The organism is Halomonas llamarensis (genome assembly GCF_023555005.1).
Classification (GTDB): Bacteria; Pseudomonadota; Gammaproteobacteria; order Pseudomonadales; family Halomonadaceae; genus Vreelandella; species Vreelandella llamarensis.
In genome coordinates this window covers 371,926-387,463 of sequence record NZ_JAMJPJ010000001.1, presented here as the reverse complement: position 1 = coordinate 387,463, position 15,538 = coordinate 371,926, and the positions used below count along the sequence as shown (strand labels likewise).

General features: G+C 57.6%; 16 protein-coding genes. 14 read left to right on the top strand and 2 right to left on the bottom strand.

Annotation, left to right across the window (positions count from 1 at the left end; all coding sequences use genetic code 11):
- Positions 1-15 precede the first annotated feature (15 nt).
- The 3 genes from M8006_RS01765 to M8006_RS01755 are packed head-to-tail and all read left to right on the top strand — an operon-like array spanning position 16 to position 2,415.
- On the top strand, positions 16-726 hold the full coding sequence (locus M8006_RS01765) for a DUF484 family protein (RefSeq protein WP_250079416.1): 711 nt from the start codon (positions 16-18) through the stop codon (positions 724-726).
- Positions 719-1,657, top strand: coding sequence for a tyrosine recombinase XerC (locus M8006_RS01760; protein ID WP_250079414.1), 939 nt, complete (start codon positions 719-721; stop codon positions 1,655-1,657). The genes M8006_RS01765 and M8006_RS01760 overlap by 8 nt, the downstream gene beginning before the upstream one ends.
- Before the next feature lie 11 nt (positions 1,658-1,668).
- A complete protein-coding gene (locus M8006_RS01755) occupies positions 1,669-2,415 on the top strand; it encodes an HAD family hydrolase (RefSeq protein ID WP_250079546.1) in 747 nt (248 codons plus the stop codon).
- Positions 2,416-2,442: 27 nt separating this feature from the next.
- Here the strand turns inward: M8006_RS01755 and yihA are convergent, their stop codons facing one another.
- Positions 2,443-3,081, bottom strand: coding sequence for a ribosome biogenesis GTP-binding protein YihA/YsxC (yihA, locus tag M8006_RS01750; protein ID WP_250079412.1), 639 nt, complete (start codon positions 3,079-3,081; stop codon positions 2,443-2,445).
- Between the two features lie 290 nt (positions 3,082-3,371).
- Here yihA and M8006_RS01745 point away from each other — a divergent pair, with 290 nt between their 5' ends.
- The 9 genes from M8006_RS01745 (at position 3,372) to M8006_RS01705 (ending at position 11,777) form a co-directional block, all read left to right on the top strand.
- A complete protein-coding gene (locus M8006_RS01745) occupies positions 3,372-3,998 on the top strand; it encodes a c-type cytochrome (protein ID WP_250079410.1) in 627 nt (208 codons plus the stop codon).
- A 109-nt stretch (positions 3,999-4,107) separates the two neighbouring features.
- Positions 4,108-4,740: a thiol:disulfide interchange protein DsbA/DsbL gene (locus M8006_RS01740; RefSeq protein WP_250079407.1), complete on the top strand. Its 633-nt coding sequence runs from the start codon at positions 4,108-4,110 to the stop codon at positions 4,738-4,740.
- A gap of 43 nt (positions 4,741-4,783) precedes the next feature.
- Positions 4,784-5,593: an endonuclease/exonuclease/phosphatase family protein gene (locus M8006_RS01735; protein ID WP_250079405.1), complete on the top strand. Its 810-nt coding sequence runs from the start codon at positions 4,784-4,786 to the stop codon at positions 5,591-5,593.
- Positions 5,594-5,698: 105 nt separating this feature from the next.
- Positions 5,699-6,259 carry a TRAP transporter small permease subunit gene (locus M8006_RS01730; protein ID WP_250079403.1) on the top strand — a complete coding sequence of 187 codons (561 nt, stop codon included), beginning with the start codon at positions 5,699-5,701 and terminating at the stop codon, positions 6,257-6,259.
- Positions 6,259-7,665, top strand: coding sequence for a TRAP transporter large permease (locus M8006_RS01725; RefSeq protein ID WP_250079400.1), 1,407 nt, complete (start codon positions 6,259-6,261; stop codon positions 7,663-7,665). The genes M8006_RS01730 and M8006_RS01725 overlap by 1 nt, the downstream gene beginning before the upstream one ends.
- A gap of 124 nt (positions 7,666-7,789) precedes the next feature.
- A complete protein-coding gene (locus M8006_RS01720; protein WP_250079399.1) occupies positions 7,790-8,902 on the top strand; it encodes a TRAP transporter substrate-binding protein in 1,113 nt (370 codons plus the stop codon).
- A gap of 187 nt (positions 8,903-9,089) precedes the next feature.
- Positions 9,090-10,388, top strand: a complete 1,299-nt coding sequence (locus M8006_RS01715) for an NAD(P)/FAD-dependent oxidoreductase (RefSeq protein WP_250079397.1) — start codon at positions 9,090-9,092, stop codon at positions 10,386-10,388.
- A 71-nt stretch (positions 10,389-10,459) separates the two neighbouring features.
- The gene (gene thiD / locus M8006_RS01710; protein WP_250079395.1) at positions 10,460-11,290 is read left to right on the top strand and encodes a bifunctional hydroxymethylpyrimidine kinase/phosphomethylpyrimidine kinase; all 831 of its coding nucleotides are present in this window, start codon (positions 10,460-10,462) and stop codon (positions 11,288-11,290) included.
- Positions 11,291-11,519: 229 nt separating this feature from the next.
- A complete protein-coding gene (locus M8006_RS01705; RefSeq protein WP_250079393.1) occupies positions 11,520-11,777 on the top strand; it encodes a hypothetical protein in 258 nt (85 codons plus the stop codon).
- 4 nt (positions 11,778-11,781) lie between these two features.
- On the opposite strand, the gene M8006_RS01700 is transcribed toward M8006_RS01705, so the two are convergent.
- Positions 11,782-12,510, bottom strand: a complete 729-nt coding sequence (locus M8006_RS01700; RefSeq protein ID WP_250079391.1) for a Crp/Fnr family transcriptional regulator — start codon at positions 12,508-12,510, stop codon at positions 11,782-11,784.
- Positions 12,511-12,642: 132 nt separating this feature from the next.
- Between M8006_RS01700 and M8006_RS01695 the strand changes: the two genes are divergently transcribed.
- On the top strand, positions 12,643-14,727 hold the full coding sequence (locus M8006_RS01695) for a TonB-dependent receptor family protein (RefSeq protein ID WP_250079389.1): 2,085 nt from the start codon (positions 12,643-12,645) through the stop codon (positions 14,725-14,727).
- A gap of 13 nt (positions 14,728-14,740) precedes the next feature.
- Entirely contained in the window at positions 14,741-15,526 is a 786-nt protein-coding gene (locus tag M8006_RS01690) for an ABC transporter permease (RefSeq protein ID WP_250079387.1), read from the top strand.
- Positions 15,527-15,538: the final 12 nt, after the last annotated feature.

Here is a 15,538-nt window from a genome sequence, read left to right as displayed (position 1 = left end):
CTAGGGAGAACGGCGATGTCTCAAGCCCCTGAACCGCGCAAGACGCTCGACCCTGATCAAGTAGCGTTCTGGTTGGCCCGCCATCCCGATTTTTTCGTCGGTCGTGAAGGGCTGCTCCAGCAGCTTACGGTGCCGCACCCCAACATTGATGGCGCGGTCTCGCTATTGGAGCGGTTAGTGATCGACCTGCGCGCCCGTGCGGAGACGGCGGAAGGTCGCCTGGAGCAGCTGCTTGATGCCGCGCGGCATAATGAGGCGCAGTATCGCCGCCTGCGCGAAACGTTACTGGCGCTGGTCGAGGCCGAAGACCGTGACGCCCTGGCGCAGGCGCTGGTCACGCAGATGAGCGAGCGTTTCGATACGCCAGCGCTGGCACTTTGGTGCCCGCCCGAGTTGAGCGACGCTGAGCCTGCCCTTCCGCAGCCGCCGCGCCATGTGCTTAACCAACATGCAAGCGCTAGGCTGACGGCGCTTTTGGATGGTCGCACCAGTCGGTGCGCTAAGCTGGGCTTAAGTGATTGGAAGTGCTTGCTGCCCCACGTAACGCCGCCCAAAAAAGCCGGCTCCTGCGCAGTGACGCGCCTCTCGGCGGGCGAGCCGCTAGGTTATTTGCTGTTGGCCAGCCCCGACCCGGAACAGTATCGTGCCAGCATGGATACGCTATTTACCGAGTATCTGGGCGATATTACAGCGCGTCTGCTAATTCGTTTATCGCCCCATGGCTAACGCGCCTACCGCTGACCTGACGACCCAGACAGAGGTGTTTCTCGCGGCGCTGAGCCAGCACGCAAGCCCCGCCACCGTGACGGCGTATCGTCGCGATCTGGCGGCGCTGTGCACGTTCGCCGAAGCCCGCGGCGTCGCGGCCACAAGCGAGCTGAATGCCACCTTTTTGCGCGCGTTTCTTGCCAGCGAGCGAAGCCGCGGGCTGGCACCGCGCAGCCTAGCGCGGCGTCGGGCGGCGCTATCGCGCTTTGCCGATGATTGCGTTTCGCGTGGCGTGCTGGCGGATAACCCGGTGACGCTGTTGCGCACGCCAAAGCAGCCAAGCCACCTGCCGCGCCCGCTGGATGTGGACGCGCTGGCCCATTTTCTCGATACGCCCCATGACGGCACGCCATTGGCGCTGCGGGATCAGGCGATGTTAGAGCTTTTATACTCCAGCGGGCTGCGCTTAGCGGAGCTCGCCGCGTTGAATACGACCAATCTAGCGCCACAGCGCGTGCGCGTGATCGGCAAGGGCGCTAAACCGCGTCAGGTGCCGGTAGGGCGTAGAGCGCGTGATGCACTGAATGCATGGCTGGCGGCGCGAGTACAATTAGCCTCGGCGAGCGAAACAGCCCTCTTTGTGGGCCAGCGCGGCAGCCGCTTGGGGCACCGTGCGATACAAAAACGCTTGGCCATGCTTGCCATCGAGCGTGGGTTACCCGAGCATTTGCACCCGCACCGGCTACGCCACTCGTTTGCCAGCCATCTGCTGGAGTCCAGCCAGGATCTGCGCGCGGTGCAGGAGCTTTTGGGCCATGCCAACCTTTCCACCACGCAGGTGTATACACGGCTGGATTGGCAGCACCTAGCCGGGAGCTACGATGCGGCGCATCCGCGAGCGCGACGCCGAGCGTCGACAACGTCTTCTGATTTACCACCCGAGCCATAGCCATGCGCCAAATTGCCACGCTGCAAGCGATTACGTTTGATCTCGACGATACTCTGTGGGACAACCAAGGCGTGATGGAACGCACCGAGGAGGGCCATTACCGCTGGCTGCTCACCGCGTTTAACGTTTGGCGGGCGGAACGCGGCGAGTTACCCCTGGTGCTGAGCTATGAAGCGGGGTTGCAGGATTACCTCGCGCGTCGCCAGCGCCTAGCCAGGGAGGTGCCCGAGCGGCGCGGCGATTTTACCTGGCTGCGCCTGCGCGCCTTGGAGGATCAGCTACAAGCCCACGGGGTGGCGAAAAGCACCGCGCTGATGTGGGCAGCTGCGGCGATGAACGAGTTCCATCGCCTGCGTGTTCAGGTAACGCCGCACCCGGAAGTCGACGCGCTTTTGCATGAGCTACGCAAGCACTACCGTTTGGCGGCGATCACCAATGGCAATATCCATTTATCGCGCCAGCCGCTGGCGCACCACTTCCCCGTGGCGATTGCGGCGGGCGAACTGCTCGCCCCCAAGCCTGATCCCACGCCCTTTCTCACCGCGCTGGCAAAGCTTGATGCGGTGCCCGAACGGGCGATGCACGTGGGGGATTCTTGGGAGGAGGATGTGCTGCCCGCGCAGCAGCTAGGCATGCACGCGGTATGGATCAACGAAACGGGCGATCAAGCGCTGCCCGAGCGGGTGACGCGGATCGCTCACGTAAAAGAGCTGCCGGAGGTGCTGGCGTGGTTGGAGACGTCGTGGCCAAAGTCGTGACGCAAAGAGCGTATCGTCGACGTGCGCTTAGGCTTCGTCGGGGAGCGTTAGCCATTGATCTAAGCGCTTTGAGAGCGGCTCAAGGCCGTCTTTTTTCAGCGCTGAAAAGAGCTGAACGGAGACTAAATCGTCCCAGTCGCTTAGCTGGGCGCGAACTTTTTGCAGCGCGCTACTGGCCGGGCCTTTCTTTAATTTGTCCGCTTTTGTCAGCAGGATTTGCACCGGCATATCGCGCTCATCGGCAAACCCCAGCATCATCTGGTCAAACTCGGTGAGTGGGTGGCGTACATCCATTAGTAGCACCAGCCCGCGAAGGCTTTGGCGGCCGCGCAGGTAGTCAGAAAGGTGCTTTTGCCACTCACGCTTTACCGACTCGGGCACTTTGGCATAGCCGTAGCCGGGCAGATCGACGAGGCGTTGTGAGGTAGTATTCATTAAGCTGAAGAAGTTGATCAGCTGCGTGCGACCCGGCGTACGCGAGGTACGCGCCAACGCGTTTTGCCGTGTTAGGGCGTTGATAGCGCTGGATTTCCCCGCGTTAGAACGCCCGGCAAAGGCGACTTCAGCAGCGCTGTCTTCGGGGCACAGGGCAAGCGAAGGCGCGCTAAGCATAAAGCTTGCGGTCGAATAATTAAGTGCCGGGGCGGTGGCAGGTGTTACGGTCATCGGTGTACATCCTGGCAAAATAGAGCAGAAGTAGGCGCAAAAGCGCGCTGGAATTACCCCTAAAGCAGGCGTGGTATTGCATTCCCGCCGGTGGGGTGATTCGTTATAATACAAGTGGTTTATAACTGCGACCTGGGGCGCTAGTGTACCATCGCGCTCTATACGTCAGCGACAATTCGCGCTTTGTGTGAATTGTTTGCGGCGCCCAGAGCTGACCCTGGTAATTTGCTGAACCTGGGCAGCGCCCAGGGTGCGTACCAGTCACCAACTAACGGCATAGTGGACTAGCAATGAGAAAGTTACTGGCAAGCCTGGCAATTACCATGGGTGCCGTTGGCACCGTTCACGCTCAAGAAGACCTGCAAGCCAATGCAGACCCGAATGCGGGCCAAGAGCTGGCTGGCTCGTGTGCGGCCTGCCACGGGCAAAATGGCATTAGCGCGATTGGCTCCTTCCCCAATCAAGCCGGCCAACAGATGTCTTACCTCGCCAAGCAGATCATGGATATCCGCGACGGAGACCGTGTCGTGGCACAGATGGCCGGGCAGGTTGACGATTTCTCCGATCAAGATGCGTGGGACGTCGCGGCTTACTTTGCCGCAATGGACGCCAACATCGGTCAAGCCAAAGACGATGAAGCGTTGCTCGCCCGCGGTGAAGAACTCTACCGTGCTGGCGATATAGACAAAGGCATTCCAGCGTGTTCAGCGTGCCATACGCCGACGGGGCAGGGCATCGGCACGGCGGTATACCCGGCCCTTTCTGGTCAGCACTCGGAGTACACGATTTCGACACTGCAAGATTTTGCTGCCGGAGAGCGTCACAACGACCCCAACGCGATCATGCGCGATATCGCCTCTAAAATGAGCGATGATGACATGAAGGCGGTTGCCAACTACGTACAGGGGCTTCACTAAGCGCTGTAGGCTGCAAAGGAACCATAAAGCGGTGCTAGCAGTCCTACTGGTTCGCTATTTATTTGGTGCCCATCTTTTATGGGCCTGCTTGACGTGGAGAACGCCCGATATGTGGAAAACATTAATGGTCGCGGTCGCGGGGCTTACGCTTTCCGCCGTGGCGAGCGCCCAGGCGCTGGTAGAAGGTGAGCACTACGAGCGCTTGGAAACGCCGATAGAAACGCAAGTGGATGACGACCAGATCGAAATCACCGAAGCGTTTTGGTTCGGCTGCCCGCATTGTTATCGCCTGCAGCCTGAGCTCGCCGAATGGTACGAAACGCTTGAAGACGATGTGCGCGTTGTGCACCTGCCCGCCACAATGGGTGGTGACTGGAACACCCACGCCACCGCGTTCTATGCGGCAAAATCGTTAGGTATCGAAGATGCGCTGCATGCCGATTTCTTTCACGCCATTCACGAAGAGGGGCGCTCACTGACGGATACCGATGAGCTGGCGGAATTCTTCGCCAATTATGGCGTGAGCAAAGACGAAGCCCGCGACGCGTTAACGTCCTTTAGTGTGCGCAGCGACGTGAGTCGTGCCAATAGCCGCATGCGCGATATGCAGCTGATGGGCGTTCCAGCGCTGATGGTCGATGGTCGCTATCTCGTCACCCCAAGCAGCGCCGGTAGCTTGGCTAACATGCCGCAAATTGCCGACGCGCTGATCAAGCGGGTTCGCGAGGAGCGCGCCGAGTAGTCTCGCCAATTTGCTTTGATGTACGCTGCTGGGAAGTACGCCCATGAGTCACCTGGATGCCCGGTCACCGCTACTGGCGGATGGCCATCTGCGTTTGCTCTCGTTCAATTTGCAGGTGGGCATCCAGACCTCCGCTTACCATCATTACGTTACCCGCAGTTGGCAGCACCTTCTCCCGCATCCAAAGCGTAACCAGCGTTTGGATATCATGGGCAAGGTGATGGGCCATTTCGACGTCGTTGGCCTGCAAGAGGTCGACGGTGGTAGCTTTCGCTCAAGCCGCGTTAATCAGGTCGAATACCTTGCTGCCCGCGCCGGGTTTGCTAACCATTTTCAGCAGCTGAATCGCAATTTAGGCCGCATTGCCCAGCACAGCAACGGCTTACTTTCGCGTCTAACGCCCACCCAAGTCGAAGAGCACCGCTTGCCCGGCACCTTGCCCGGGCGTGGGGCGATTCATGCGCGTTTTGGTAATGGGCCGGATGCCCTTCACGTTTTCGTGGCGCATTTGGCGCTGAGCCACCGCGGCCGTGTGCGCCAGTTCGACTACCTAAGTGAGATTATTCGCCCACTACGTCATGTCGTTGTGATGGGCGATTTGAACTGCACCCCGGAGCAAATTCACGCCCACGAGCGGTTTAGTGATTCGCTGCCGCTACATCCCGTCAAGCCACTGCTCAGCTATCCTTCCTGGCAACCACGCCGTGCGCTTGACCACATCCTGCTCTCGCAAAGCTTGGAGGTCTCTGAAGTGCGGGTGCTGGACCATCTATTCTCGGATCACCTGCCCATCGCCGTTGACCTTCCTCTGCCGGCCGCTTGCCTTACCGCGTTGTGCGACGCACAAAACTAAAGCGTTCAATTTGCGTGAGTGTTCAGCGCTGCATTGTTGTTGAAGATGCGCTATGGTCTTGGGCGCTTACGTTCTTCTTCAGTCGTTTGATACGAGACGCTCCCCATGTCGCAACAATCACAACTACCGCCTTTAATCGAAGCGCTGGATCGCGCCTCCGAGTGGTTAGGGCGCACGCTTTCTTGGTTGATCATCATCATGATGCTGATTCAGTTTTCGATCGTGCTTCTGCGCTACGTTTTTTCTATCAATAGCATCTTCATGCAAGAGCTGGTGATGTACATGCACGCCGCGGTCTTCATGCTCGCTGCGGGGTATACGTTTCGCCATGATGGCCACGTCCGAGTCGATATTTTCTATCGCAAACTGTCGGCTCGGCGCCAAGCACTGATCAACTTGGTCGGCATTTTGGCGCTTTTAATGCCGGTGATGGTGTTCATCATTGCGACGAGCACGGGTTATGTCAGCAAATCGTGGCGGATTTTTGAAACCTCGCCCGATTACGGCGGTATCCCTGCGGTGTTTGTGCTCAAAACCATGATCCCTTTGTTTGCCGTTCTCATGCTACTTCAAGGTGCCGTCGAGGTGGTGCGCAATATGTATATCCTGACAGGGCGAATCACGCCGCCATCAGAGGATGAAAGCCACCTGGAGGAGCGCATCTGATGCTGGAATTCATGCCTATCGTTCTCTTCGCCGTTATCTGCATTGTGCTGATGTTCGGTTTCCCGGTGGCGCTCTCGCTGTCGGGTACCGCGCTACTCTTTGCGGGCCTGGGCCTTGGCCTGGAAGCGCTCGGTGTTGATGCCAATTTTGATAGCGGCTATCTAGCCGCGCTGCCTAATCGCCTATACGGGATCATGACCAATACCACGCTGTTGGCGGTGCCACTTTTTGTGCTCATGGGCGTGCTGTTGGAAAAATCCAAGGTGGCAGAAACACTGCTTGATGCGATGGCATTGATGTTTGGTTCGCTACGCGGGGGCTTGGGGCTCTCGGTGACGCTGGTGGGCATGCTGATGGCCGCCTCGACCGGGATTGTTGGCGCCACGGTGGTCACCATGGGGCTGATGTCGCTGCCTACCATGCTGAAACGCGGTTATTCTACGTCGCTTGCGACCGGCACGATCTGTGCCACCGGCACGCTTGGGCAGATTATTCCGCCGTCCATTGCGTTGGTACTGCTGGGGGATGTGCTGTCATCGGCGTATCAACAAGCGCAGCTGGATATGGGGATTTTTAGCCCTAAAACGGTGTCGGTTGGTGATCTCTTTATGGGGGCGCTGGTACCGGGGCTGCTGTTGGTCGCGATGTATATGGTTTATGTCTTGGTCATTGCGTGGTTGCGCCCACAAGCTGCACCGGCGGCTGACCGCCAAGAGCTGATGGAAGAGCTTGGTCACACGTCAGGCATCGGCATGCTGCTGCTTAAGGGCTTGGTGCCGCCGGTGGTGCTGATCGTGGCCGTATTAGGCTCAATTCTGACGGGCTTTGCCACGCCTACGGAAGCGTCAGCGGTGGGAGCGTTTGGCGCGCTGGTGCTGGCGCTAGCGTATCGTCAGCTTAGTTGGTCCACGCTCAAAGAGGTGCTGCGCTCGACTACCAATGTCACGACCATGGTATTTTTGATCTTGATCGGCGCTGCGTTGTTCTCGCTGGTCTTTCGTGCCTATGGCGGCGAGCATATGGTCACCGACCTGTTTGAAGGCATGCCGGGCGGTGTTGTCGGGGCGACGTTGATCGTGATGCTGGTGATCTTTTTGCTGGGGTTTATCCTCGATTTTATCGAAATCACCTTTGTCGTCGTGCCGATCGTCGGGCCGATTCTGCTGGCGATGGGGCTTGACCCGATTTGGTTGGGCATCATGATCGCCATTAATCTGCAGACGTCCTTTTTGACCCCGCCGTTTGGTTTTGCACTATTTTATCTACGCGGCGTGGCGCCTGAATCAGTGCCGACCTCGGCGATTTACCGCGGTGTCATTCCGTTCATCTTGATTCAGCTGGGTATGTTATTGATGCTGGCCTTTTTTCCTGGGCTGGCAACGTGGCTTCCTGCCCAGTTTGGCTAGCCCATTAGTTGAAAGTAGGGGCTGCTATCAACGTTTGCGCGTGGCAATGTAAAACATGATAGGAAGAAGGTCACGCTTACGCGCGAGCGCTTTCCCAAGTAAAACAGCAACAAGAAGGGTTGATATGAAAATGAAAACACTATCCGCTGCCATCGCCATGACCACGGCCATGTCGGCTGGGTTGTTCGCCGTCTCAAGCCTGGATAACCAGGCGCAAGCTCAAGAAGAGACCTATCGCTGGAAGATGGTCACCTCTTGGCCGAAAAACTTCCCCGGCGTGGGCCAGGGGCCTGAGCGTCTTGCCGAGCTGGTTGATGAAATGTCCGACGGCCGTTTGACCATTGAAGTCTTTGGGGCTGGCCAATTGGTACCCGGATTCGAGGTGTTTGATGCAGTTTCGCAGGGAACTGCTGAGGTGGGCCACTCCGCCTCCTACTACTGGAAAGGAAAGGCGCCTGCAGCGCAGTTCTTTGCCGCCGTGCCGTTTGGCATGAACGCGCAAGAAATGAACGCGTGGCTGCACTTCGGTGGCGGTATGGAGCTGTGGAACGAGCTTTACGATGACTTTGGCGTGGACGTATTAGTGGCGGGCGCTTCGGGCGTGCAAATGGGCGGCTGGTACAACAAAGAGATTAACTCGGTTGACGATCTCGATGGCCTCAAAATGCGCATGCCGGGCCTAGGCGGTGAAGTCATGAGCCGCATGGGTGTGGCGATCGTCAATATGCCGGGTGGGGAAATTTTCACTTCGCTGCAGTCCGGCGCGATTGATGCCACCGAGTGGATCGGCCCGTATAACGATTTGGCCTTTGGCCTGCACCAGGCAGCGGATTACTACTACTATCCCGGCTGGCACGAGCCGACCGTGATGTTTGAAGCCATCGTTAACGAAGACGCGATGGCCGAGTTGCCCGCGGACCTGCAGGCGATTCTGAAAACGGCCGTGCGCGACGTCAACGCCAACGTGCTAGACGAGTATACGGCGCGTAACAACGACGCCTTGGAAACGCTTGTTAATGAACACGACGTCGAGCTGCGCCGCATTCCTGACGACGTGTTAGCGCAGGCGCGTGAGCATTCGGAAGATGTGGTCGCCGAGCTAGCGGAATCCAGTGATATGGCCACCCGTATTTATGAGTCGTATCGTGAGTTCCAAGAGAAAGTGGAAAACTACCACGCGATCTCTGAGCAGGCGTACTACAATGCTCGCAATCCTGACGGGGATACCACGGAGTAGTATCGCGTTTAGTCAGATCAAATGGCCGCCTTCGGGCGGCCATTTGCGTTTAAGGCAGCCCAATTGGAGAGCGTATGGCCTTCTATTTGAAGAGCGCTCTTACACTGGCTCGAACCCAAGGCATTAGCGTATCGTCAGATCCGCTCGAAGGTTCTATGCTGTGGCTACATTGGGCAAGGAAAAAGTGATGACCATTCCAAAGATTGTAATTGTGGGCGGGGGTGCGGGAGGACTCGCGCTTGCTACGCGCCTGGGACGTAAGCTGGGTAAGAAAAAACGCGCCAGTATTGTGCTATTTGACCGCGATGCGACCCACGTATGGAAACCGCTACTGCACGAGCTGGCGACTGGCGTATTGAACTCCAGCATGGATGAAGTGGATTATCGCGGGCACTCCTCCGCCCACCATTATCGCTACCTGCGCGGCTCTTTAGATGGCTTGGATCGTGAAAAAAAGGTGATTCATCTAGCGCCGATAATGGATGAAGACGGCAGTGAGGTCCTGCCTGCCAGGGAGATTAGCTATGATTATCTCGTATTGGCGCTGGGTAGTGTCTCAAATGATTTTGCTACCAGGGGGGTGGCAGAACACTGCCACTTTATGGATTCACCCCAGCAAGCCAAGGTGTTTCAGCGTGATATGATCAACACCTTTTTGCGCTACACCGACCCAGCCCTGCGACAGTATAAGCAACTGGCTATTGGGATTGTCGGCGGCGGTGCTACGGGAGTAGAGCTTGCGGCGGGACTGTTAGACGCTTCCAAGTTGTTCAATGCCTATGGCGAAATAGCCGAAGACCAACAAACTATCAGCGTGCACCTCATCGAGGCTGCCCCGCGCCTGCTTCCCGGCCTCTCCGAACGTATCAGTCAAACCGTACAGCAAGAGTTAGAGGAAATGGGCGTTACGGTTCATGTCAGTACCGCCATCCAAGAAGCTCAAGCATACCAGTTAGTGACCGGGGACGGTGACGTAATCGAAACCGATCTAAATGTATGGGCAGCAGGCATTAAGGCACCGCCTTTTTTAGAGGAGCTTGGTTTGACCACTAACAAGAAAAACCAGATTAACGTCAAGCAAACCCTGCAGAGCGTGGACGACGCGCACATTTTTTCCATGGGTGACTGCGCCAGCTGTCCTCAAGAGGATGGCAGTACGGTGCCGCCCCGTGCTCAGGCCGCCCACCAGCAGGCAAAAGTGCTGGCCAAAAATCTGATTCACGCGCTGGATGACAAACCACTGCAGAACTTTACCTATCGCGACCATGGTTCGCTGGTATCGCTGGCCCACTACGATGCGGTGGGCAGTTTGATGCGCAGTTCCGCTTCACGCGGGCTGTTTTTAGAAGGCTGGCTGGCGCGTCAGTGCTATGCATCGCTTTACCGCATGCATCAGCTCGCCATCCATGGCGCGCCAAAAACAGGGCTTGCGTGGCTGGTGGATAAATTGAGTCGCTATCTGAAGCCACGCATGAAACTGCATTGAACGCGCAATTTTGGGTATCCTAATGCCATTGGTCTATTGGCTGTCGACGCATTTGTTAAAAAAGAGGTCCCATGTCTACCGATACCCGTGTGCGTAATGTGCTAACGATTGCAGGCTCCGACCCGTCTGGCGGTGCTGGCCTGCAGGGTGATCTCAAAACCTTCTCGGCGCTCGGGGTGTACGGCACCAACGTGATCACCGCAGTGATTGCCCAGAATACCTGTGGCGTGGCCTCGGTGTACCCAGTGTCGCCCCAGGCCATTCGTGAGCAGCTGGACAACTTACTGTATGACGTTGAGCTGGATGCGGTCAAAATCGGCATGGTTGCCAGCCGCGACGTCGCCGAGGTGATTGCCGACGTGCTGAGTCAGCGGCGACCACGCTGGATTGTGCTCGACCCGGTGATGGTGGCTAAAAGCGGCGATATTCTGGTCGACGATGCCGGGATTCACGCGGTACGGGATATTCTCGTGCCACTCGCCGATGTGATAACACCCAACTTGCCTGAAGCCGCCGTATTGCTCGATACGCCATCACCTACCAGCCTGGATGCCATGGAAGCCATGCTGCCTGACCTAACGCAGCTTGGCGCGCCTTACGTGGTGCTCAAAGGCGGGCATCTGCAAGGCGCAACTTGCCCGGATTTACTCGCGACTCCGCAGAGCCACGAATGGCTGCCCGCCTCGCGCATCAACACCGATAACCTCCACGGCACCGGTTGCGCGCTCTCGTCCGCGATTGCCGCCTGCTTGGCCAAACTGCCGGTTGATGCCACACCTGAAGCGAGCGTGCCGGCCATCCGGGAAGCCAAGCAGTGGTTGCACGCGGCGCTGGAAGCGAGCGGGCGCTTGAACGTCGGTAAAGGCCGTGGGCCGGTGCACCATTTTCACGCCTGGTGGTAGAGTATTTTGTGTTGCGTTGTCCCTGCATCTGGCAGCAGTACGTGGGATGGCTGGATCTTGTCAGTAACGAGTGGAAATCCAACCAGGCTAAGCGGGAACGCGAAAAACGCAGAAAAGGCGGGCGGGGATGTCAGGAAAGACTCCGATGAGCGGGTGCCGTATTGAGCAGAAATGAATCAAGTGCTATTTTTATAATGATTTTCATTCGCAATATTTACAGGAGGTGTTCGTGACGGAAAATTCCAGTTCAGAAAGACTGCGAGAAGACAAGCTATTCAAAGTGAGTGCCCTGTCTACAGCCGTAGCTTTTATACTTTGCGTGTCAACGCACGTTATTACTCTGTTCGGCCTCGCTGGAGCCGTTGCCTGGCTTGGAACCATTGAGCATGCCCTGCTTTTTCTTGCGGTGGGTCTGGCTCTTCTGACCGGCTATGCCGTTTTCAAACATCGGCGGACTTGCGGTCAGCACCCGGAGCAAGGGAATTGATCGGTCAGAATGCCCGTTCTGCTCGCTCAGCCAGTTCTTGTAACTTGTCAGTGTGGCAAAGCTCCCAGACGCCTCGCCCTCCCCGGACATAACCCATATCCGACCACTCAGAGAGCAGGCGGCTTATGGTTTCGGCGCGAACACCAAGGCGGCCTGCCAGTTGGCGCTGGCTGATCGATAGCCGGATTGCTCTGTCATTACCCGTCTGTGCTGCGTGCCTGTCGAGAAGATAGGCGGCGAGCCTTTGTGCGGCGGTACTAGCAGTCAGCCATTCCAGTTCGTTAATATTCCTGTAAAGCCGCATGCTGATATTTTCCAGCAGTCGCATGGCCAGGGCTGGATGCTCCTGGCACATCTGCCGCAGCCTTTTGCATGACAGGCGGGTGAAACAGGTTTCTCCCTTTGCCCGAGCACTCATGGGATACCGCCCATGGGTCATGAAGGTCGCCACCTCTGCAACCATCTGCCCCGGCATGAATTGCTGGATTACCCGTTCCTCGCCATCAGCGCTGTATCGCATCACTTCCACGCAGCCACCTTCAACGACCAGGTAATGGGTTGCCTCTTCGCCCTCGTGGAAAACCGGTTTGCCATGACCGACATAGTGTGGGGTTGCGTCTTTCAGAAGTGAGTCCAGCAGGGCCCCGGCCTCCGGCAGGCTTTTAAACAGAGTGTGGTTCGCCAGCAGGTCGCGCGCTTTGGATACCGGCTCCGGTGACTTAACAATTGTCATAGTGAATACATGCTTATGGATTGCATAATTTACGGGAACGCTAAGTATTATCATTAACGATATTGTTCCGGGCTGTCAAAGTATCGGTGCGCCCGGGCTGATAGTGTATGCATATCAAAGGAGCTTTCTATAATGCGTCATCTTCCCCTCTTGGTGGCCATAGCCGCAGCAATGCCAGCCCTTTCACAGGCTAACGAGCCGGTCAGGCTGCCAGCGATTGATGTCAGCGCCGAGGCCGAAAAGGCACCACTGCAACCATCGGTTTCGCAGGAGCAAAAACGACTGGAGCGGGTTCCCGGCGGTACCAATCTGACAGAGCCACAGCAGGAAACCCGACTGGCAACCCTGCGCGATGCGCTGGACTATCAGCCCGGGGTTGTGATCCAGGAATTCTTTGGTGGCTTCGACACGCCGCGGCTGAATGTTCGCGGGTCTGGCATTCAGAGTAATCCCGTCAATCGTGGCGTATTGCTGCTGCAGGACGGGTTGCCGCTTAACGAGGCCGATGGTTCATTCGTTATCGGTGTACTGGAGCCCCGTGATACCGCCCTGGTCAGTATCCGGCGTGGTGCCAATGCCATTACGCCCAGTGCTACCACCCTGGGCGGTGAGCTGGATTTCCAGTCACTCACCGGCGCCGATGAAGCCGGGCGGGTTCGCCTGGAAACGGGCAGCTTTGGTCGCCAGGGTTGGCAGGCGGCGGTTGGCGGGCAGGGCGAATCCCTGGATGGCCGGTTCAGCGTCAGCGGCAACCGTTATGATGGCTTCCGGAATCATTCCGAGTCGGAACGAGACAGCCTGAGGGCGAATCTGGGGTTTTATACCGACGATTTCGAGAACCGCAGTTATTTCAGTTGGACCGATCTGGCGTTTGATATCCCCTTTGTTGTGCCAAAGCAGCGCCTGGAGGACGATCCGGAGGGTGTCCTGGGTGACAAGGCAACGCCCCTGGATAACCTGTTCAACGTCTACCGTCGCGACCCGCTGCGCGAAACCAAGCAATGGCGTCTGGCTAACCGCTCGCGCTGGGGTGATGAGACCTTGCGGCAGGATCTTGGTTTTTATGTGCAGAATACCGATGACCGCTTCAAGAGTCCGGTCGCCAGCACTGAAACCGACAGCCGCACGTTTGGCGGTCAGTGGCAACTCAATGGTCAATGGACCGGCCCATTAAGTTGGCGCCTGGGCCTTGCCTGGTCGCGCAGCGATATGGATCGCACGCTGAATGCGGTTAATCCTCAAAATGGCAGCAATGCAACGCGCTTTGGTGACTTTGATCTGCACGCTGAAAACCGCCATGTTCTGGCCGGTCTGGACTGGCAGCTTGCAGAAGATTGGGTGGTAACCGGCGACATCAAATGGGGTCAGGCCATCCGCGATGCCGATGATCGACAAAACGGAGAAACCCTCGATCAGAGCTGGACTTACGCAACGCCCAAGCTGGGGGTGAACTGGACGCCCGCACCGGATCTGCGTTGGTATGCCAATATCAGTCGCAGTCAGGAGGCACCGACTTACTGGGAAATCATTGCCTCGAACCTGACGCCTACCAGCGATCCCAATAACCCCCCCAATGCGGAGCTGGTCGAACTGGATCTTCAGCGTGCGACAACCACTGAGCTCGGTGGTCAGGGTGCTCTGTCAGAAGCTCTTTACTGGAATCTTGCGGTCTACCACAGCCGTGTTGAGGATGAGTTGATGGCCACTACCAACGACAGTGGCACTGCGTCCGGCACCTTCAATTATGCCGGCAAAACCCGGCATCAGGGGGTCGAGGCCGGGCTGAGCGGTAGTTTGCCAGTTGCTGGTGCCGCCATTGACTACCGGAGTAGCTGGACCTATAGCGATTTCCGCTTTGATGGGGGTGAATTTGATGATAACCGGATTGGCGGTGTCCCACGGCACCTGGTCAATGCAGAAGTGCTCTATCGCATAAATAGCTGGCGTGTTGGCCCCAATGTGCGCTGGATGCCGGTGGATACCCCGGTCGATCACGTCAATACCGACAGCGCAGATCAAGAAGCCTATACTCTGCTCGGGTTCAAGATTGACTATGAGGCCGGCCCCTGGCGCGGTTACCTCCAGGGCGACAACCTGACCGATGAAGTCTACGCCAGCAGCTACGTTATCCGTAAAAAGCAACCCAACCCCAATGCACCAACCTATTTGCCAGGGAACGGACGCAGTGTGTCAGCCGGCATCAGCTACCGATTTTGAAGAGTAAGCCGCTATGGGAAGTGTGATTAGAACCTGTCTTGGCTGGGGTGGCAGTCTTACCGGCGTCCTGCTGTTCGTGGCACTCTGGGAGTGGGGTAGTCTGGCCTATGGCAGTTTTCTGCTGCCCGGCCCCCGGGATGCACTGTCTTCCCTGAGAGCTTTCGCGGATAACGGGCAGCTCTGGACTGCAGTCTGGGCGACCACTTTTCGAGCCATCACCGGGTTTGCCATCGCCGCTCTGGTGGGGACTGCTCTGGGCCTGGTTGCAGGCTTGTTCCATACGATTGGCCGGGCCCTGGAACCTGTTTCCACAGTCCTCCTGGGAATCCCTCCTATTGCCTGGATTGTCCTGGCGCTGTTGTGGTTTGGCAGCGGTTCGATGGCTGCCGTCTATACCGTCGTTGTCACCACGGTTCCCGTGGCCTTTGCCGGTGCCCAGATTGGCGCCCGCACCCTGGATCACCGCCTGCAGGAGATGGGCGACGTCTTTCAGGTGCCGTTTGGTATGCGGCTGCGGGACTTCTACCTGCCCCATATTGTGTCTTACGTCTTCCCGGCACTGATCACCGCGCTGGGTGTGGCCTGGAAGGTCACCGTCATGGCAGAACTGTTCGCCACCGAAGAGGGTGTCGGTGCGGGTATGGCCATGGCCAGGGTGAGTCTGGATACCGCCGGTGCCATGGCCTGGATTGTGGTGGTTGTGACGCTTCTGCTGGTGGCGGAGCACGGGTTTTTGCGCCCGCTGCAGAAAAAAATGGAACCCTGGCGACAGGTCAAAAGTCCTGCCATGCCAGTTTAGAGGCGTTGAATC

Coding starts and splice junctions, on each gene's coding strand:
- M8006_RS01765 (WP_250079416.1), top strand. CDS start 16: ATGTCTCAAGCCCCTGAACCGCGCAAGACGCTCGACCCTGATCAAGTA.
- M8006_RS01760 (WP_250079414.1), top strand. CDS start 719: ATGGCTAACGCGCCTACCGCTGACCTGACGACCCAGACAGAGGTGTTT.
- yihA (WP_250079412.1), bottom strand. CDS start 3,081: ATGACCGTAACACCTGCCACCGCCCCGGCACTTAATTATTCGACCGCA.
- M8006_RS01745 (WP_250079410.1), top strand. CDS start 3,372: ATGAGAAAGTTACTGGCAAGCCTGGCAATTACCATGGGTGCCGTTGGC.
- M8006_RS01740 (WP_250079407.1), top strand. CDS start 4,108: ATGTGGAAAACATTAATGGTCGCGGTCGCGGGGCTTACGCTTTCCGCC.
- M8006_RS01735 (WP_250079405.1), top strand. CDS start 4,784: ATGAGTCACCTGGATGCCCGGTCACCGCTACTGGCGGATGGCCATCTG.
- M8006_RS01730 (WP_250079403.1), top strand. CDS start 5,699: ATGTCGCAACAATCACAACTACCGCCTTTAATCGAAGCGCTGGATCGC.
- M8006_RS01725 (WP_250079400.1), top strand. CDS start 6,259: ATGCTGGAATTCATGCCTATCGTTCTCTTCGCCGTTATCTGCATTGTG.
- M8006_RS01720 (WP_250079399.1), top strand. CDS start 7,790: ATGAAAATGAAAACACTATCCGCTGCCATCGCCATGACCACGGCCATG.
- M8006_RS01715 (WP_250079397.1), top strand. CDS start 9,090: ATGACCATTCCAAAGATTGTAATTGTGGGCGGGGGTGCGGGAGGACTC.
- thiD (WP_250079395.1), top strand. CDS start 10,460: ATGTCTACCGATACCCGTGTGCGTAATGTGCTAACGATTGCAGGCTCC.
- M8006_RS01700 (WP_250079391.1), bottom strand. CDS start 12,510: ATGACAATTGTTAAGTCACCGGAGCCGGTATCCAAAGCGCGCGACCTG.
- M8006_RS01695 (WP_250079389.1), top strand. CDS start 12,643: ATGCGTCATCTTCCCCTCTTGGTGGCCATAGCCGCAGCAATGCCAGCC.
- M8006_RS01690 (WP_250079387.1), top strand. CDS start 14,741: ATGGGAAGTGTGATTAGAACCTGTCTTGGCTGGGGTGGCAGTCTTACC.